Below are 19,927 nucleotides of genomic sequence, written 5' to 3'. Positions count from 1 at the left end.
ATGGCCCTCCCTTAAGCAGCTTGAGCTTGAGCGCGTACTGCATCGGCCAAATGATTGGCCAAAGCCTCAACTTCTTGCTGCTGATCGCCTTCCACCATGACACGAATCACAGGTTCCGTACCTGATTTACGAATCAATAAACGGCCTCGACCTTTTAGTTGCTGTTCCGCTTTCTCAAATTCTGCAACCAAGGCAGGAATCGAATAAGGGTCAATCATGTGTTGCAGGCGAACATTGACCAACACTTGCGGGAATAACACAAAACCGTCCACTAACTCATGTAAGGCTTTGCCTTGTTCAACCATCACCGTTAACACTTGCAGAGCTGCGATAATGGCATCTCCTGTCGTACTCTTATCCAAAGTCAAAATATGGCCTGAAGGCTCACCACCTGTCACCCAATTCTTTTCTTCCAGGGCTTGTAATACATAGCGGTCACCCACTTTGGCACGGACAAAGCCAACCTCAGCTTTTTGCAAAGCCAACTCAAGCGCCATATTACTCATGACCGTACCTACAACGCCCTCTGGCTTATGTTTTGCCTGAGTTGCAAGGACATACAAAATATGGTCACCATCAATCAATTGACCATTTTTATCCACCATCACCACACGGTCAGCATCACCATCGAAGGCGATACCCACATCGGCTTGATGTTCCAATACCGCTTTCTGTAATTGTTCTGGATGAGTTGAACCGCAGTTTTCGTTGATGTTTAAACCGTCTGGCTCGTTAAACAGTGGAATAACTTTAGCACCGAGCTCACGGAACACTGACGGACCTACGCTATAGGCTGCTCCATTGGCACAATCCACTACGATTTTTAAATTACGTAAGTCAAAATGGTACGGGAAAGTTGATTTACAAAATTCGATATAACGACCATTGGCATCCTTAACACGCACACTCTTTCCTAGATTTGCAGTGTCCTCAATCAGTAACTCTTTTTCCAGTTCCTGATTGATTTGGTCTTGTAGAGAGTCTGGTAATTTTTTACCTTCGCTGGAAAAGAACTTAATGCCATTATCAAAATATGGGTTATGCGATGCAGAAATCACAATCCCAGCATGCGCATGTAGCGCGCGGGTAAGGTGCGCAATCGCAGGAGTGGGTAGTGGCCCCAATAAATGCACATATACACCTGCCGCATTCAAGCCTGCTTGTAACGCAGCTTCTAAAATATAGCCCGATAAGCGCGTGTCTTTCCCCAGCACCACAATCGGTTTATTTTTAGGGCTATTTCTTTTTAATACTTTTCCTGCGGCAAAGCCTAATTTTAGTGCGAACTCAGGAGTAATTGGCAGTTGTCCAAATTTACCGCGAATTCCATCAGTACCAAAATAACTCATCTTCTACTCACTTTCTTATCTTTTATATGGTCTGTAACCATATCTTTCTTCATCTACTTCACTTTACACCAAAACAAAAAAAACCGTCAGTGGCCTGACGGTTTTTCAATCAGCAAAATTACCAAAAATCAACCAACTCGATAGTTTGGTGCTTCCTTAGTAATAGTGACGTCATGAACATGTGATTCCGACATACCTGCTGAAGTAATTTTCACAAATTTTGCATTTTGACGAAGATCTTCAATCACCGATGAACCGGTATAACCCATTGATGAGCGTAGACCACCCATCATTTGGTGAACGATATTCCCCATTGGTCCTTTATATGGAACTCGACCTTCGATGCCTTCTGGGACTAACTTTTCAGCACCCGCTTTAGCATCTTGGAAATAACGGTCTGCAGAACCAGATACACCCGCCATTGCACCCAATGAACCCATGCCACGGTATGCTTTGTAGTAACGGCCTTGGAAGAATTCAACTTCGCCTGGTGCTTCTTCAGTTCCAGCAAGAAGTGAACCCACCATAATCGTGCTCGCACCTGCGCCAATCGCTTTCGCCATATCGCCAGAGAAACGAATACCACCATCTGCAATCAAAGGAATTTGATCTTTCAATGCGTTCGCAACGCTATCAATTGCAGAAATCTGTGGCATACCAATACCAGCCACGATACGTGTGGTACAAATCGAACCAGGGCCGATACCGACTTTGACGGCATCTGCGCCTGCATCAAGCAATGCCAATGCTGCATCACCAGTCGCAATGTTGCCACCAATCACTTGCACTTGTGGGTAGTTGGCTTTGACCCAACGTACACGTTCGATTACGCCAGCAGAATGACCATGTGCGGTATCTACCACAATCGCATCAACACCAGCATCGACCAAAGCTTCGACACGGCTTGGTGTTTCAGCACCTGTACCAACCGCAGCACCCACACGTAAACGACCCAAATCATCTTTACAGCTGTTTGGATAGCTTTCAGCTTTACGGAAGTCAGTCACCGTAATCAAGCCTTTCAGCTCATGGTTCTCACCAACAACCAATACTTTTTCAATACGGTGTTTTTGCAATAATGCTTGGATATTTTCTTTAGATTCGCCTTCACGTACAGTCACGAGACGATCTTGACCTGTCATGATATTACTAACAGGCTGTTCAAGATTGGTTTCAAAGCGTGTATCACGACCTGTCACGATTCCAACCACTTTGCCGTCTTTCACAACAGGTACGCCACTAATATTATTGGCCTGAGTGATTGCAATCAATTCACGAACTGTTGTTTCAGGGGTGACCGTAATTGGATCTTTCACCATACCTGCTTCAAATTTTTTCACACGACGGACTTCAGCGGCTTGCGCTGCGATATCCATATTTTTGTGCAAAATACCAATACCACCGTTTTGCGCCATCGCAATTGCCATACGTGACTCAGTCACCGTATCCATTGCAGCAGAAACGAGAGGGATATTAAGTTGAATTCCGCGAGTTAAACGTGTCTTTAGGGAGACATCTTTTGGGAGAACAGTTGAGTAGGCAGGAAGTAATAAGACATCATCGAAGGTTAACGCTTCTTGAACGATGGTCAGCATAACAATCTCACTGGTAATTTCCGTGAGCTATTATAAACAAATTTCGATGTGATTTTCATTTTCTATGATGAAAATAATTTGAATCGACGCTTGAATGACTTTTCACCTAATCGATTTTCGTCTTGAACCTTAAAACCACAGTCCGTATCTTGGCGCTTCAATATGAGAATTTTCAATAACCTACATTGAAAATTATAAAACTGACTAGTGGGATAACGACTTTGCTATTCCACCAGCCATAAAACGTTATATTTCACTGATCATTGCTTAACTCATTTCAGCTGGCAAACTAAAGACATATTCATTCATTAAGTCCACACCACATTCTAAGGTTTCAATCCAATCTAAGAATTGATTGATCATCTCCTTACCAATAAAAGCAGTCCCATGTTGCGGTACAATCATTTCCAAATCCATTTGCCGCACCATATTCACCCATAAACGAATCACTTTATTGGAACACATATAGCGTTGATGAAAGCCTTTCATCTTTTTAATATGGGCGTCAAAATCAGTAATCGGCAGACTGGCATCCTCAACAATGGAAGCCCCCATATCGCCTGAAAACAGAATTTTGGCAGTTGGATCATAAAACTGAAAATTCCCCACCGAATGCAGAAAATGCGCAGGGACAGCCACAATCGCAGACTCGCCCAAAGGAATAATTTGCCCTGTATCTGACAGTTCGATCAGACGCTCTTCCCAATTCCCTTTCATGCGATCACTCATAAAGGCTGAATTTAAATGAGGTAAAAAGCGCGCCCATAGTTTAGAGGCTACCACTTTGGCATCGGTATACACCAACCAACGCGGCATTGAGGTAATAATGTCAGGGTCTTGATGTGAAGCCATCACATAGTCCAAATTCTTTAATTTGGTATAGCGGTTGAGCTCCATGGTTAAAGGCACATAAGTAAGGTCGCCACCTGGATCTAGAACCGCTGCACGTTCATGATCAATAATTAAAAATTGATTGGCCTGAATGCCCTCACCTTTCACCAAACTGGTAAAACTAATACATTTATGTGTACCGTTATCAAATAATATTTGCGATGTTGTCCGCTCAAAACTCATAACTACCCCAGAAAAATTCTTTAAATATGAAATATTTTTAATTCCATAATAAAATAATGGGATTTAGTTCATGTTTCAATCAGATATTGGATTTTTATCCTAATTTATCAGAAAAAACCCATCTCTATTGGATGGGTCTGGATGATCTTAAATTCAAACCATTTATAAGAAATAATGCTGCACTAGAGTTGAAACACCGACAATCAAGAAAATCGCAGCGCCAATTTTGTGAATCAATGAAATCGGTAATTTATCTGCCAACTTATTACCAATAAATACTGCAGGCGCATTGGCAAGCATCATCCCAAATGTGGTACCCAGCATCACCCAGAACACGCTGTCGAAGCGCGCTGCTAAAGCCACTGTTGCAATCTGGGTTTTATCGCCAATTTCAGCCAAGAAAAACAGGATGAAGGTTGCACCAAATACCCCAAACTTCTGCCATTTATTGATATTTTCAGTTTCATCACCTAGTTCATCTGGTATCAGCATCCAGATTGCCATGCCAATAAAACCAAGTGCCAGAATCCATAATAAAATTTCAGGACTGAGTACAGTGGTAATCCATTGTCCCAATACAGCAGAAATACCATGGTTAATTGTGGTGGCCAGTAAGATGGCTATTAAAATCGGAATCGGTTTACGGAATCGTGCAGCCAGTAACAGGGCAAGCAATTGCGTTTTATCACCCATTTCAGCAAGGGCAACAATTGAAGTGGAGATGAGGAATTCATACATAGTGAATGCTCTGGCTAGCAAAATATACCGATGACCTACCGCTCCTGCTAGCCAAAATCAAATAGATTGATGCAGAGTGGTAAATCAAAGGTCTTGCCAACAAAAGCACAGCTGAGAAGCTGTTCTTGGTTCTTTGCTATGATGACCATGTTCGGTTGAACAATTATGTTGATCATCACCTCTTTACTTTGCGTAAAGAGCGGCTACTCCCCAATGAAGTGAATCCATTCTAGCAAACAATAAAATGCTTTTGAATGGTTATGCCCAAAATTTTTGGTAACTCCACAGCAACACCCGTAAAAGACCAAGCAAAAAAGCCAAATAGGCACTTAGCCCCAAAAAACCAAAGCTGCCCCAACCACTCGCTCCGCCCACATCTTGTGCTTGAAACTCCATTGCCATCACAACGGTCGCAAGCAACACTTCAAGCCCCATGACCACATACATCACCCAATCCCATGGAAAATGTAAGAAGCTGACCCACAAGCCCATCGCTACAAAAACAATCAGCAACAAAGGCAGCATCACCCGATAAATCACCAACATCCCCGCTCCCTCTAGCAATGAAAATGTATTCTCAGCTCAACATAACATACATCTATTCATATTTTGTTCAGCCTAAAAACAGAAAACCCCGCTTCTGCGAGGTTTTCCAAGTTCAAAACAATTAGAGCAATAAGCTACGGATGTCTTTTAACAATTTTGTCAGCTTATTGGTAAAACGTGCTGCGTCAGCACCATTAATCACACGGTGGTCATAAGACAATGACAACGGCAACATTAAGCGCGGATCAAAGTCTTTACCATTCCACACAGGTTGCATCGTGGCAGGTGAGATACCTAAAATCGCCACTTGTGGCCAATTGACTAACGGCGTAAATGCAGTACCACCAATACTACCCAAACTAGTAATGGTGAAGTTGGCACCTTGTAGATCTTTCGGTGACAATTTACGATCACGGGCTTTTTGACTGAGTTCCGCCAATTCAGCTGCAATTTGCTTAATTGATTTCTGGTCCGGATTACGCAGTACTGGAACTGTTAAACCATCTGGTGTTGCAACCGCAATCCCCATATGAATTTCGTTACGCAACAAGACTGACTTCTGATCATCAGCCAAATGGCCAGCAAAGTACGGCTCTTCTTTCAGCAAATGCGCAACCGCCTTGGCAATAAAGGCCAAGATGGTTAAGCTGAGACCCTGCTTTTTAAAGCCATCTTTCAGTTCGCCACGCCATGCTTCGAGTTCAGTAATATCCGCCAAGTCAAACTGCGTCACTTGAGGAATGAAATTGTTCAATGACAATTGCGGTACAGACACTTGCTGTAAACGCGTCATCGCTTTCACTTCACCGCCACCAAATGCATTAAAGTCTGGCAACTTCGGTAAGCCTGAAGCCACTGGAGCAGCTTGAGAGGTCGATGCAGCCTGTGGTGCAGTCAAACGCGTTTTCACATAGGCAAAAACATCGTCCTTCATCACGCGACCATGCTCACCAGAGGCTTTGACCTGTCCAAGAACCACACCTAACTCGCGTGCCAGTTTACGTACCGCTGGCCCAGCATAGACTTTGGCATTATCTGCTTCTTGCTGTTTGGTCAGCTTCTCAGCTTGCGCTGGGACACTTGGTGCTGCTGTCGTTGCCGCCTGTGGTTTTGCTGGTTCAGCTTGAGTAGCAGGCGTAGTGGCTGGTTGAGCTTTTGGCACTGTTGCTGGTACAGCAGCCTGACCACTCACCTCAATCGTTGCCAAAGCCACGCCTTGACGCACTTCTTGATTGGCAGAGACATGAATTGCTTTCACAATCCCTGCAACTGAGCTTGGCACTTCAACCGAAGCCTTATCTGACTCAACCACGCATAAGCTTTGTTGGGCTTCGACGCGATCACCAACATTGACCAGAATTTCTGAAACAAGTGCTTTTTCTACACCCAGATCAGGCACTTCAATTTCAACATTACCTGTTGAGGTATTCGTTGCAGCTGGTGCTTCTGTTGTTGCGACTGGCGCTTCTGTTTGAGCAGGTGCTGCTTGCGATTCTGGTGCAGCAGCCGAACTTGCGGTCTTGACCTGAATCAAAACCACGCCTTCCTTAATGCTATCGCCTTCTTTGATTTGGATGGCTTCAACAACACCAGCAACAGAGCTTGGGACTTCTACCGTCGCTTTGTCTGATTCAACCACGACAATACTTTGTTCTGGCTCAATCTGATCACCGACTTTGACCAACACTTCTGCAACCAGCGCTTTTTCCACACCAATATCTGGAACTTTTACATCCACAACCTGGCTTGCTGTCGCTACTGGAGCGGCAGCGGGTTGTGCTTTTGTTTCAGCTGCGACAGGTTTCGCTTCTGCTTTTGGCGCTTCTGCTTTCGGTGCTTCGTTCGCAGGTGCTTCAGCAGCAGACTCAGACTCTAATTCAATCAATGCGACGCCTTCAGTGACTTCATCGCCCTGTTGAACCAGAATACTTTTTACGATACCTGCTGCAGTGCTTGGTACTTCGACCGTTGCCTTATCTGACTCTAAAACCAAAAGGCTATCGTCTACTGCAACATGGTCGCCTACTTTGACCAAGATTTCTGCAACCAGTGCTTTATCTACGCCAATATCAGGTGCTTGGATTTGCATGATTATTTCCCCTCACCTGTTTGCGTTTCATGGTATTCAGCAACTGCCTGAACTTCTGGGTGCGCTTGTGGCGCCCATGCTACTGGACGGTCAGTATCTAACTCAAAATTAGAAATCGCATCTTTCACTAAACGTGCATCCACTTCGCCTTCATCTGCTAATTTTTTCAACGTCGCAACCACGATATGCGCAGCATCAACACCAAAGAAACTACGCAAGTTGGCACGTGTATCTGAACGACCGTAACCATCAGTACCTAAGGCAACAAATGGACGACCATCTGGGAGATATGCACGGATTTGTTCGCTATACGCACGCATATGATCTGTCGCAGAAACAACGATACCTTCTGTACCACGTAACTGTTTAGATACCCAAGATTCTTTCACTTCTTCAGTCAGTGGGTGTAGGCGGTTGTATTCTTCACATGCCATGCCATCACGCGACAACTCATTGAAGCTGGTTACACTCCAAACGTTTGAATGGATTTGGTATTCATCACGTAAGATTTTCGCAGCTTTGATCACTTCGCGAAGAATGACACCTGAACCCAATAATTGCACAGTGGCTTTTTCGTCTTTTTCGAACAAGTACATACCACGTTTAATGCCTTCCTCAGCCCCTTCTGGCATTGCAGGATGCTCGTAGTTTTCGTTCATTACGGTTAAGTAATAGAACACTCGCTCTTGGTTCACATACATACGTTGTAAACCGTCATGTACGATCACTGCCAATTCATAACCAAAACATGGATCATAAGATACACAGTTTGGAATGGTGTTCGCCAAGATATGTGAATGACCATCTTGGTGCTGTAAACCTTCACCATTCAATGTGGTACGACCAGCAGTTGCACCGAGCAAGAAACCTTGTGCCTGTGCATCACCAGCAGCCCATGCAATGTCACCAATACGTTGGAAACCAAACATTGAGTAGTACATGTACATTGGAATCATCGGCAAGTTATTGGTTGAATAACTGGTTGCCAATGCAGCCCATGCACTCATCGCCCCCGCTTCGTTAATGCCTTCTTGCAACATGTGACCATCACTTGCTTCACGGTAATGCATTAACTGTTCTTGGTCTTCTGGGGTATATTTTTGACCGTGAGCGGCATAAATACCCAGCTGACGGAACATCCCTTCTAAACCAAAGGTACGTGCTTCGTCTGGAACGATTGGAACAACGCGGTCTTTAATGGCTTTTTCTTTCAGTAAAGCAGCAATTAAACGCACCATCAGCATCGTGGTCGATTGTTCTTTACCACCTGAACCATTTAATACCGCATCAAATACAGAGAGTTCAGGAATCGCTAAAGTTTCACTCTCACGACGACGTGCAGGTAGGTAACCCCCTAATGCTTCACGACGCGCCTTCATATACTTCATTTCTGGAGAGTTTTCACTTGGACGATAGAATGGCAACTCTTCTAACTTATCATCTGTAAATGGCAGATTAAAACGGTCACGTACATACTTCAAAGAGTCGATCTGCATTTTTTTGATTTGGTGGGTTTTGTTCACCGCTTCAATTTCTTCAGATAAACCGTAACCTTTAACTGTTTTCGCAAGAATAACGGTAGGTTGACCTTTGGCTTTCATTGCTTCTGCATAGGCAGCAAAAACTTTGTACGGGTCATGACCACCACGGTTAAGATTATCAATGTCTTCATCGCTCAAATCTTTGACCAGTTCCGCAGCTTCAGGGTACTTGCCAAAGAATTTCTCACGGGTATATGCACCACCTTTCACTTGATAGCGTTGGTACTCACCATCAACTGTTTCTTCCATGACCGCTTTTAAAGCGCCAGAAGCGTCTTGTGCAAGCAATGGGTCCCAATGACGACCCCAAACCACCTTAATCACACGCCAGCCTGCACCGCGGAACAATGATTCAAGCTCTTGGATGATCTTACCATTACCACGTACTGGGCCATCCAGACGCTGTAAGTTACAGTTCACCACCCAAACCAAGTTATCTAATTTTTCACGACCTGCCAGTGAAATTGCACCCGTACTTTCAGGCTCATCCATCTCACCATCGCCTAGATATGCCCAGACTTTACGATCTTCTTCTTTGATCAAGCCACGATTCATCAAATACTTCTGAATGTGCGCTTGGTAAATCGACATAATCGGGCCTAAACCCATTGATACAGTCGGGAACTGCCAGTAATCAGGCATTAAATAGGGATGCGGATAACTTGGAAGACCATTTCCACCCACTTCACGGCGGAAATTATTCAATTGATCTTCAGTTAAACGACCTTCAAGGAATGAGCGCGCATAGATACCAGGCGCACAATGTCCTTGGTAATAAATCATATCACCGCCAAAGTTATCTGAGGCAGCACGGAAGAAATGGTTAAAACCAACATCATAAAGCGTTGCAGACGATGCAAAACTTGCAAGGTGACCACCCAAATCATCACCGGTTTTATTGGCACGCAACACCATTGCCAATGCATTCCAGCGAATCAAGGCACGGATACGACGTTCCATATCCTGATCACCAGGCATCGCTGGTTGTTCTTCAACTGAAATGGTATTGAGGTAAGGGGTATTTAGGCGTTGGATTGGAACATGTTTTGCAATAGCCCGTTGATAAAGTTTTTCTAGTAAGAAAGCAGCACGCTCCGTGCCCATATGTTGTAATACTGAATCAAATGCTTCTTGCCATTCCTGGGTTTCTTGCGCGTCAGAGTCGCCATAAAACGCCATACAATTCACCTTTTCCCTTAAGTTATTTGTCAACCCTATTTTTATCATGTTTTGCGGTGATAGAGGTATTGCCCTAAATGAATGCAAAACGCCTTATTATTTTCTGACAAAATAGTCATTGACCGAAATGAAACAAAAAACATAAAAAATCGCCAATAAAGGCGATTTTTTTGGATATTTATATACAACTGTTAACAAATTACATTAAGGCAACATTGCTAAATAAGTTGATGGATTTTTCCGTTGACCATCTTTCACAACTTCAAAATGTAAATGTGGTCCAGTACAACGACCTGTACAACCGACATTGGCAATATGCTCGCCCGCCCCAACACGGTCACCCGCATTGACCATTAAACGCGATGCATGTGCATAACGGGTGATATAACCATTGCCATGATCAATTTCAACATACTGACCATAACCTGTACCCCAACCTGACTTAGTCACCACACCAGGGCCTGTCGCATAAATTGGCGTACCTGATGGTGCAGCAAGATCAACACCTGAATGGTGACGGGTTGAACCGAGTAAAGTACGAGTTCCCCAAGATGAGCTAACTCGACCTTCTTGTAATGGGTGGCTGACCAACCAAGAATAACCTGTATTTGCAGAGAACGAAGAAGGTGCATTGTCTTGAGATGAAATCGCTGAACGACCATATTTCTTCTCGATCGTTGCATTGTTCAATTCAATGGTTTTTTCACGTAATTTAACTGACACATTCGATACGGCTGGCAGATCCATATCAGCAGAATGAGTATAAGAACCTTGAGCTAAGGTTTTTGATAATTGCTCTAAACGGTCATCACCTGTGGCTTGACCAATGTTCTGATAATCTGCAAAAGCAACCGAAGCAGCTGAAGCAGCCAATGAAAATGCGAGTAAAATACGACGCGTATGATGCATAAAAAACCTCTTGAAACCGTCCTTCAAACGTTCCTTTATCATCTGTTCCTTGATAACAGTTGGAGCAAACGCTTAAGATGGACACATTACCTCCGAGGAAGTTCTATGTCTGAGCCTAACAACGTTTTCCAACAGAAAGGACAACACATAAAAACTGGAAACTTAACGTTTCTGACGACGCAAGTCACACAATGGAAACAACTTACGAAAATTATTCAACCCTTACTGCCCCAACCAGAGCAATGGCAGGTTGTTTGTTATCAACATGGCGTTTTGATCATCACTGGTGAAAATCAAGCAATGATTAGTCAACTCAGCTATTTACAAAGCCACTATGTTGCGCAGTTAGCTCAGCTCGAAGGACTCAAGGAATTACGAAAAATTCAAGTTCGGTTAAGAAACAAAACAGTTGTCTCTCGTGAACCCTCTCCCCCAACAAAAACACTAACATCAGAGACCCAAGAGCAATTGCGCAGCGCCGCTGAATATGTGAGCGACCCTAAGCTTAGCCAAGCTTTACTACGTTTGGCAAGCAATAAAAAGTAAACTGCATAGATTAAGTGTTGGAATACACTCTAATTTTGTGTGATGAAAATCTCAGATTCAATTGTTATAATATAACATAGGCAATAAAAGACAATGACTTATGTCACACTCACATAAGGAATTGGACAATCACTCTCGTTATTAAATGTTACAATTTCATAGCTGCTTGGATCGTTTTGAACATTGCGTAATAGCTGGTTGTTCAACGCATGCCCTGATTTGTACCCATCAAACTTGGCAATAATCTGATGTCCAAGTAAATATAAGTCACCGACGGCATCTAAAATTTTATGTCGTACAAACTCATCAGCAAAGCGCAAGCCTTCCTCATTGACCACACCGGTATCATCCACGCCAATTGCATTTTCAAGACTCGCACCCAACGCCAGATTATTGGCTTTTAAATAGTCTAAATCTTTCATGAAGCCAAATGTTCGTGCTTCACTGACTTCATAGACAAAGGTTTCTGTTGAAAAATCGATCGTCGCTGATTGGTATTCTTTGGCAAAGGCAGGATGATCAAAGTCGATGGTAAAGTTCAGTTGGAAGCCTGAATGCGGTGAAAAAATGGCTTTTTTGTCGTCGATTAAAGCCTCTACAGGCTTTAAAATGCGAATGAACTTCTTTGGCGCATCTTGCTCCGCCAGTTCACCTTGCATCAATAAATAAATAAACGGTCCCGCGCTACCATCCATAATCGGTACTTCGGATGCAGACACTTCTACAATCAGGTTATCAATCCCCAAGCCAGCAATCGCACTCATCACATGTTCAATGGTTCCGACTTTAATGTCGTCACGCACCAGATTCGAACACATAAAAGCTTCTTGGATTAACAGCGCATTGGCCGTAATATCCACTGGAGGATTTAAGTCGATACGGCGAAAGACAATACCCCCATCAATATGATGCGGAACAAAATTAATCAGCACCTTTTGACCACTGTGCAGACCAATACCGCTCGCTTTCACCACACGCTTGAGAGTACGTTGTTTCAACATGCCATACCAACTTCATTTGCAAAAACCGATATAACTTAGCATATTTTGCCATTTTAAAAAAATAAAAAAGGGGGCAATTAATTGCCCCCTTTCTCTAAATATATGATTTTATTATTTACGCTGTTGATTTTTCAGATAGTCTTGAATGCTCATTGGCGATGATCGTGGCGTAGAACTTGCCGCAGCGCTCACTGGCGCATCGGTATTTGTACGTTTGCTGATCGCAGGAACATCATCCTCATCAACCGACTGCTGTACAGCTTGAGAAGCTGGTGCATGTGAAGTCACCGCACGACGCTTCTGATCAACTTCACTCGCATTACGGGTTAAACCTGTTGCAATGACCGTAACGCGTAATTCATCACGTGCATCCGGATCAAATACTGTGCCGTAGAAGATTTCACCTTCATCCAAATCAACGATTTGATTGACCACATCAGTAATGATTTCAGTTTCACGTAGAGTAATATCATCTCCACCCGTGATGTTAATCAACACACCTTTGGCATTGATAATATTCACATTATCAAGCAATGGGCTACGAATTGCCTGCTCAGCTGCTTGACGAGCACGGTCTTCACCACGACCTAAACCAGCACCCATCATGGCATAACCACGGGTACTCATCGCTGTTTTCAAGTCCGCAAAGTCAAGGTTAATATGACCACGATTCACCACAAGATCAAAGATACTGCGTACCGCATTCAGCAACACATCATCTGCCTTTTTATAGGCATCTTTCATTGAAATATCGCCATATACGCTGAGTAAGCGTTGGTTTGGAATGATGATCAATGAATCCACATGTGCTTCTAAAGCATCAATGCCTTTTTCAGCAGACTTTTGACGACGACGGCCTTCAAAGTTGAATGGCGTAGTCACCACACCTACAGTCAAGATGCCCATTTCTTTGGCAACTTCGGCAACCACTGGCGCAGCACCGGTACCTGTACCACCGCCCATACCGGCAGTGACAAACACCATGTCAGTCCCTTCAAGATGCTGACGAATCACTTCACGACTTTCTTCTGCCGCAATTTGACCCACCTCAGGATTCGCACCAGCACCTAAACCACGTGTACTTTGTTCACCCAATTGAATTTTGAACGGGGCATTCATGCTATCCAAGGCTTGTTTGTCGGTATTTGCACAAACGAACTTTACACCTTGAATGTCAGATTGCGCCATATGCTGCACGGCATTACCACCGCCACCACCAACGCCAAATACTGTGAAACGGGCTTGACCGTTGCCATTGTCTAGTTCATCTTCTATAAATTCAAATGAGGCCATGACCTTTAGATTTCCTAATATTAATGGCAGTTACTTCAGCCCGTTACTGCCCTGATTTTTAAACAACTGATGTTTAGGATGCTGTTCAATAATCGCTAGCTTGTCAAGTACAGTGGCGGATTTAGAACAACTTCCTAACAAATTTTCCCAAAAATAACTACAACTTAAAAGATGGCCTTTAATTTGCTATTTAATGCATTCCAACCATTGGCAACGCGATCAACAAAACTACGATCACTTGCCTCTTCTGGTTCTTCCACCGTATCTTGCAAATCACTTTGGCTAAACATCAACAAACCCGCTGCGGTTGCGTACATAGAACGACGCAAGGCTGCTAAGTGCTGATCATCCGCATAGACCTGTAACGGCGGATTGCCCAAGTGCGCAGAGACACCCAACATACGACGTGCCAGATTCACCATGCCTTCAATTTGACAGGCATCCCCAGTGAGTACCACGCCATGATAGAGACCATGAATTGCACCACTATGCTCTAACTCTTCACGAATGAGGCTAAAGATTTCTTCATAACGTGCAATGATGATTTCTGCAAGCTCAATACGACTGATGGTTTGTGTACCATCAATGCCTTGTACTTGAATCATGTGATCAGGTTTGACCACGCTCATATCCACGCAGCCATGCAAAATCTTGATGCGTTCCGCTTCTTCCGTGGTGGTCTGCAAAACAGCAGCAATATCACGGGTGACATTCTCACCACCACGTGGCAAGGTCCGTGCAAGTGCCAAACGACCATCCAGATACACCGCAATATTGGTAATACCCGCACCAATATCCACCAAGCAAACACCATATTCTTTTTCGTCTTTGAGCAGACTGGCTTCAGCGGTTGCCAAGCAAGACACCACCATTTTCTCCACCCCGATATTGGCCCCTTTCATGGCACGATCAAGGTTTTGCATGGTGCTGATCGGCATCATCATCAACTGATAATGCCCGGTCATGCTATGCGCCGACATATTGACTGGGTTTTGTACCCATTCCGCCGAATCACCCAGCTCAAAGCCCAATGGCACTGCGCTAGCAAGATAATAATCTGGCGACACATGACTGGCTTTGGCCAATTCTAATGCGCGTACCACTTCATTTGTCGTAATAATATGATCGTGGTTGGCAACTGGCGTACGGCCTGAGGCATAAAAACTTTGTAATTCAGTACTTGGAATCGATACCCATGCACTATGAATACGGCATTCAGCCATATCCTCTGCTTCGGATACCGCATTTTTAATCGCCGCAATCACCTTGTCTAAGCTAACAATCTTGCCTTTAACCATACCTCGGTTGCGAGCAGTTGCCATGCCAATGACCTGGATCTTATCCGGCGCATGGATCTTACCAATCAAAACTGTGACTTTATGAGTCCCAATATCAATCGCAACAACTGAGGGAACAGCTTCACTCATTACTTCAATACCATATCTTTAGTGTTGTTTAGGACCACTGCCCTTTATTTTAAGCCACGTATTATGGCTTTGCCTGAATTGCCCCTGCAAGGCTTGTGTCATCAATCGTTACAACTAACTGACCGTTGACAATCTTTGGCGGAGCTGCGTTTTTCCACTGAATAGCCAAGCCATTCCGATAACGCAGATCAATTGCCGTGATTTTTGACCATACAGGTTTTAAATCCGTTTGTGCCAAATGGCTTAAACGCTGAAGCTTATTCATGGTCTGATCCTGATCTACAATAATCCGTAGGCCTGAATCAAACTGCATGAACCACGTCATACGCTCGGTTAAATACAATTCTTTTAATCTCAAATTCGCTGGATGAAACAGTTGATTAATTTCATTATAGCGACGCATCATCATTTTGGATTGGCTGGCTGGCCCATGCAGTAGCGGCAAGTTTGGATGTGCTGTTGGCACTGCCTCGCTAAATACATCACCATTGTCACTGAGCAAACGCCCTGTTCCCCAACGTGCAATCGCATGACGCGGCATCACCCGCACCCGAATTGCATTTGGCCAAGCCCGTGACACCACCACACGATCAACCCATGACACTTTTAATGCTTGATCGCGAATTTGCTCTAAATCTGAAGTGAAGTAGTTATCTTTAATAATCGGATTCAGATATTGAACTAACTGCTGGTTCTCAACATCAGAATTGGTCCCGACCACCTGCAACTGCGCCACTCGAGCATCTGTCATGACTTTATATAAAGCAAACAAACCCAGTGCCAACACCGCAAATGCAATCACCAGCAATATCCAACCACCCGCATTCACCATCTTTTGTCGAGGCGAAGGCGGTTTCTCGTGAATCGAGCTAATGGCTGGCCGTGTTTTACGGCGCATCGAAGCAGGTAGTTGAGCCATAAATCGTTAAGCCGACTTTGTTAAGGTTTGCTCTAAAATCGCAACGCAGAGCTGATCAAAGTTATAGCCCACTGCTTGCGCCGCTTTTGGCACCAACGAGTGGCTGGTCATACCTGGCACTGTATTTACCTCTAATAACCAGAAGTTACCCTGTTCATCCTGCATCGCATCAATACGACCCCAGCCTTCTGCACCGACCGCTTGGAAAGCGCGTAAGCAAAGCGCCTGTAAGCTTTTTTCTTCTGCTTCACTCAGACCGCAAGGAATGCCATATTCCACATCATTACGTTGATATTTGGCTTCATAGTCGTAGAACGCCACATCTGCGGGTGGCTGTAAACGAATCACCGGTAATGGCTGACCATTCAGGAATGAAATGGTGAATTCACGACCCGTGATCCACTTTTCTGCCATCACCACAGCATCGTGCTGAGTGGCTTTTTCAATCGCAGCAGCAAAATCTTCAGCTTTTTCAACTTTACTCATGCCAACGCTCGAACCCTCATGCACTGGCTTGATAATCACAGGTAAGCCCAATTCTGCAATCACAGGCTCAAGATCCGTGTCTTTGGTAATGATACGGTAGGGTGCAGTTGGCAGATCACTGCCCTGCCAGATTTGCTTGGTTTTGACTTTATCCATGCCAATCGCAGAACCTTGTACACCCGTACCCGTATATGGCAGGTTTAACCATTCCAATACGCCTTGGATCTGACCGTCTTCACCGCCACGACCATGTAATACGATAAAAGCACGATCATAACCCACCAGTTCAGTCACGCTTCGATCTTGTGGGTCAAATGCTTCTGCCTGTACGCCCGAACGCAATAACGCCTCTAGAACAGCTTGACCGCTGTCCAATGACACAGCGCGCTCAGCCGACTTCCCACCAAACAACACAGCAACTTTGCCGAATTTTGCAGCATTTGACACGTTTATATCCTTAAAACTTTTAATATTCACAAAACAAAATTATTTGGCATACAAGCGATGCTGAGCCAATTCTACCGAAATTGCACCGACGTTACCCGCGCCTTGTGTTAATAACAGGTCATTTGCTTGTAACACTTTTTGTAAAACGTTCGGTAAATTGCCATCCACTGGATCAACCAAGATCGGTTCAACTTCGCCACGTAACCGAATACTGCGTGCTAAAGCACGACTATCAGCACCCACAATCGGCTTTTCACCCGCTGGATAGACTTCCAGTAATAACAATTGATCGACTTGTGATAACACATCGACAAAGTCATCAAAACAATCACGGGTACGGCTAAAACGGTGTGGTTGGAACAACATCACCAAACGACGGTCTGGATGGCTGGCACGCGCGGCTTTAATGGTCGCTTCAACTTCTTTCGGATGGTGACCATAGTCATCCACTAACTTCACCAAGCCTTCGCCCACTTCATATTCACCTTGAACTTGGAAGCGACGACCGACACCACTAAAGCCTTCTAAAGCACGACAAATCGCACCATCAGAAACACCTTCATCGGTTGCCACACCAATCGCAGCCAACGCATTCAAGACATTATGCAAGCCCGGTTGATTGATGGTGACACGCAATGGCTCACGGTCTTTACGCAATACGGTAAAGTGCGACTGCATGCCTTCTTGTTCAACATCAACCGCACGAATATCGTTGTCTTCATCAAAACCATAGGTCAAGACTGGGCGGCCCACACGCGGTAAAATTTCACGAATATTGGCGTCATCACCACAGACCACAGCCAAGCCGTAGAATGGCAGGTTATGTAGGAACTGAATAAAGGTATCTTTTAACTTATCAAAGCTGCCTTCATAGGTGTCCATATGATCTGCATCAATATTGGTCACGATCGCAGCCATCGGTTGCAAATACAAGAAAGAGGCATCTGACTCATCTGCTTCCGCCACGATGAAACGACTTTCACCGAGCGCTGCATTCACACCTGTACTATTCAGCAAACCGCCAATTACATAGGTCGGATCAAGGTTTTCTTCAGCCAACATGGTGGTCAACAAACTGGTGGTGGTGGTTTTACCATGCGTACCCGCAACCGCAATCCCGTGGCGGTAACGCATCAATTCACCCAACATTTCCGCACGGCGTACAATCGGAGTCCGCTGTTCAATCGCTGCTTTAATCTCTGGATTTTCAGGATCAATCGCAGTCGACACCACCAATACATTGGCATTTTTAATATTGTCAGCCGAGTGACCAATAAATACTTTAATGCCATTGGCTTCAAGTTGAGCTGTGGTTTTCGACGCTTTAATGTCTGAGCCTGAAATCTTATAACCTTGGTTACTCAATACTTCGGCAATACCGCACATCCCCGCACCACCAATACCAACAAAGTGGATATTTTTAATACGGCGCATTTCTGGCACTTTAATCAGCTTTTTGGCTTGGCTTGGATTTGTAGGAGACATAGATAAACTCGAATTACAATTTTTTAATTAGATCAACCACATGCTGTGTTGCATTCGGTTGTGCTTGTTGACGTGCTTTAACTGCCATTTCAGACAGGAGTTGGCGATTTAATAAGGTTGCTAACAACTCATCCAAAACAGCAGGTGTCATGTCTGCTTGCTGGCAAATCTTGGCAGCACCCGCATTGGCCAAGAATTTCGCATTTGCAGTTTGGTGGTCATCCACCGCAATCGGTAACGGCACAAAGATTGCAGCCAAACCTGCAGTTGCCACTTCGGTTACCGTTAAAGCACCGGCACGACAAATAATCAAATCAGCTTCACTATAAGCCTTGGCCATATCCTGAATAAAAGGTTCAACCTGAATATTCAAACTGGCAGGGGCATCTTGATACAGTGCACGCGTGGCATCTTGCTTGTTTTGACCACATTGATGAAATACCTGCAGCGGCACAGTGACCTTTTTCAAGGCCTCAGGCAAACGCTCATTCAGCGCTTGCGCACCGAGCGAACCACCCACAATCAAAACATTCAATGGCAGTTGTTCTTGTTCGCGGGTTTGATAGCGCCAAGAAGGATTTAAAATCGCAGTGATTTCCGCACGCACAGGATTACCTGTGGTCACGACTTTATCACTGTTTGCAAATGTATTTGGAAAAGCCTGACACACGGTCTTGGCAATACGTGCCAATTGAGTGTTGGTAAAACCTGCAATCGCATTTTGCTCATGGATCAATACAGGAATACCGAGTAAACGTGCAGCCAAGCCGCCTGGGCCTGCCACATAACCACCGAAACCAGCGACTGCATCAATCTTGAGCTGTTTCATATAGCGCATAGCGCTTAAAGTCGCTTTTAAAATTTTAAACGGTGCACTGAGTTTACGGACCAAACCATTGCCGCGCACACCTTGAATATCAATTTGATAAATCGGAATATTTTGATCTTTCAACAACCGATTTTCCATTCCTGTCGGGGTCGCCAACCATGAGACCTGACAGCCTTCTTGTTGCAGTTGTCTAGCAACAGCAAGTGCAGGAAAAACGTGTCCACCTGTACCAGCGGCCATCATCATGACATGTTTAGGTTTGTTTTCTGGGGAATTGGTCACAGTCTAATTCTTCAACTCAAAAAAGAAGGTTATCGTCTATTGTTTTCGGCAGTTATTTTAATCCTAAAGCTTCATTCACGAAAAGCGAATTTCACCTGTTTACAACAGAAAGCTGGGCTTTTTTCGATTCTTTGTTAAAAACAAGGTTCTGCCGATATACAAAAGCCCGTTTGCCTGCCAATTATGCTGACA

The 19,927-nt window shown here is 44.4% G+C and carries 16 protein-coding genes and 1 riboswitch; of the genes, 1 reads left to right on the top strand and 15 read right to left on the bottom strand.

Annotated elements, in window-relative coordinates; translation table 11 throughout:
• Positions 1–11: 11 nt before the first annotated feature.
• From glmM to V6E90_RS08880, 8 genes are all read right to left on the bottom strand, one after another.
• On the bottom strand, positions 12–1,349 hold the full coding sequence (gene glmM, locus V6E90_RS08915) for a phosphoglucosamine mutase (protein WP_065343146.1): 1,338 nt from the start codon (positions 1,347–1,349) through the stop codon (positions 12–14).
• 128 nt (positions 1,350–1,477) lie between these two features.
• The gene (guaB, locus tag V6E90_RS08910) at positions 1,478–2,944 is read right to left on the bottom strand and encodes an IMP dehydrogenase (RefSeq protein ID WP_016542643.1); all 1,467 of its coding nucleotides are present in this window, start codon (positions 2,942–2,944) and stop codon (positions 1,478–1,480) included.
• A gap of 267 nt (positions 2,945–3,211) precedes the next feature.
• Positions 3,212–4,018, bottom strand: a complete 807-nt coding sequence (locus V6E90_RS08905) for an MBL fold metallo-hydrolase (RefSeq protein ID WP_065343145.1) — start codon at positions 4,016–4,018, stop codon at positions 3,212–3,214.
• A gap of 162 nt (positions 4,019–4,180) precedes the next feature.
• On the bottom strand, positions 4,181–4,756 hold the full coding sequence (locus V6E90_RS08900; RefSeq protein ID WP_332605140.1) for a TMEM165/GDT1 family protein: 576 nt from the start codon (positions 4,754–4,756) through the stop codon (positions 4,181–4,183).
• Positions 4,757–4,838: 82 nt separating this feature from the next.
• Positions 4,839–4,980: riboswitch (yybP-ykoY riboswitch) on the bottom strand.
• Positions 4,981–5,014: 34 nt separating this feature from the next.
• Positions 5,015–5,302: a hypothetical protein gene (locus V6E90_RS08895; RefSeq protein WP_016542640.1), complete on the bottom strand. Its 288-nt coding sequence runs from the start codon at positions 5,300–5,302 to the stop codon at positions 5,015–5,017.
• Between the two features lie 121 nt (positions 5,303–5,423).
• Positions 5,424–7,391, bottom strand: a complete 1,968-nt coding sequence (locus tag V6E90_RS08890) for a 2-oxo acid dehydrogenase subunit E2 (protein WP_332605139.1) — start codon at positions 7,389–7,391, stop codon at positions 5,424–5,426.
• A gap of 2 nt (positions 7,392–7,393) precedes the next feature.
• Positions 7,394–10,111 carry a pyruvate dehydrogenase (acetyl-transferring), homodimeric type gene (gene aceE, locus V6E90_RS08885; protein WP_016542638.1) on the bottom strand — a complete coding sequence of 906 codons (2,718 nt, stop codon included), beginning with the start codon at positions 10,109–10,111 and terminating at the stop codon, positions 7,394–7,396.
• A 204-nt stretch (positions 10,112–10,315) separates the two neighbouring features.
• A complete protein-coding gene (locus V6E90_RS08880; protein WP_016542637.1) occupies positions 10,316–11,020 on the bottom strand; it encodes a M23 family metallopeptidase in 705 nt (234 codons plus the stop codon).
• 105 nt (positions 11,021–11,125) lie between these two features.
• Between V6E90_RS08880 and V6E90_RS08875 the strand changes: the two genes are divergently transcribed.
• Entirely contained in the window at positions 11,126–11,566 is a 441-nt protein-coding gene (locus V6E90_RS08875) for a hypothetical protein (protein WP_004657154.1), read from the top strand.
• Between the two features lie 98 nt (positions 11,567–11,664).
• Here the strand turns inward: V6E90_RS08875 and lpxC are convergent, their stop codons facing one another.
• The 7 genes from lpxC to murG all read right to left on the bottom strand — a co-directional run bounded on the left by lpxC (position 11,665) and on the right by murG (position 19,735).
• Positions 11,665–12,567, bottom strand: coding sequence for a UDP-3-O-acyl-N-acetylglucosamine deacetylase (lpxC, locus tag V6E90_RS08870; RefSeq protein WP_004657153.1), 903 nt, complete (start codon positions 12,565–12,567; stop codon positions 11,665–11,667).
• A gap of 111 nt (positions 12,568–12,678) precedes the next feature.
• On the bottom strand, positions 12,679–13,860 hold the full coding sequence (gene ftsZ / locus V6E90_RS08865; RefSeq protein WP_332605138.1) for a cell division protein FtsZ: 1,182 nt from the start codon (positions 13,858–13,860) through the stop codon (positions 12,679–12,681).
• A 164-nt stretch (positions 13,861–14,024) separates the two neighbouring features.
• A complete protein-coding gene (gene ftsA / locus V6E90_RS08860; RefSeq protein ID WP_016542634.1) occupies positions 14,025–15,287 on the bottom strand; it encodes a cell division protein FtsA in 1,263 nt (420 codons plus the stop codon).
• A 61-nt stretch (positions 15,288–15,348) separates the two neighbouring features.
• Complete coding sequence (locus tag V6E90_RS08855) at positions 15,349–16,206, bottom strand: cell division protein FtsQ/DivIB (protein WP_016542633.1); 858 nt, start codon at positions 16,204–16,206, stop codon at positions 15,349–15,351.
• A 6-nt stretch (positions 16,207–16,212) separates the two neighbouring features.
• Complete coding sequence (locus V6E90_RS08850; protein ID WP_016542632.1) at positions 16,213–17,139, bottom strand: D-alanine--D-alanine ligase; 927 nt, start codon at positions 17,137–17,139, stop codon at positions 16,213–16,215.
• Positions 17,140–17,178: 39 nt separating this feature from the next.
• On the bottom strand, positions 17,179–18,624 hold the full coding sequence (gene murC, locus V6E90_RS08845) for a UDP-N-acetylmuramate--L-alanine ligase (RefSeq protein ID WP_016542631.1): 1,446 nt from the start codon (positions 18,622–18,624) through the stop codon (positions 17,179–17,181).
• Between the two features lie 13 nt (positions 18,625–18,637).
• Positions 18,638–19,735 (bottom strand): undecaprenyldiphospho-muramoylpentapeptide beta-N-acetylglucosaminyltransferase, encoded by a 1,098-nt coding sequence (gene murG / locus V6E90_RS08840; RefSeq protein WP_081408987.1) that lies wholly within the window; start codon positions 19,733–19,735, stop codon positions 18,638–18,640.
• Positions 19,736–19,927 lie beyond the last annotated feature (192 nt).

The organism is Acinetobacter sp. ESBL14, from assembly GCF_036668815.1.
Lineage (GTDB): Bacteria > Pseudomonadota > Gammaproteobacteria > Pseudomonadales > Moraxellaceae > Acinetobacter > Acinetobacter gyllenbergii.
This window is presented reverse-complemented; position numbering and strand designations above follow the sequence as displayed.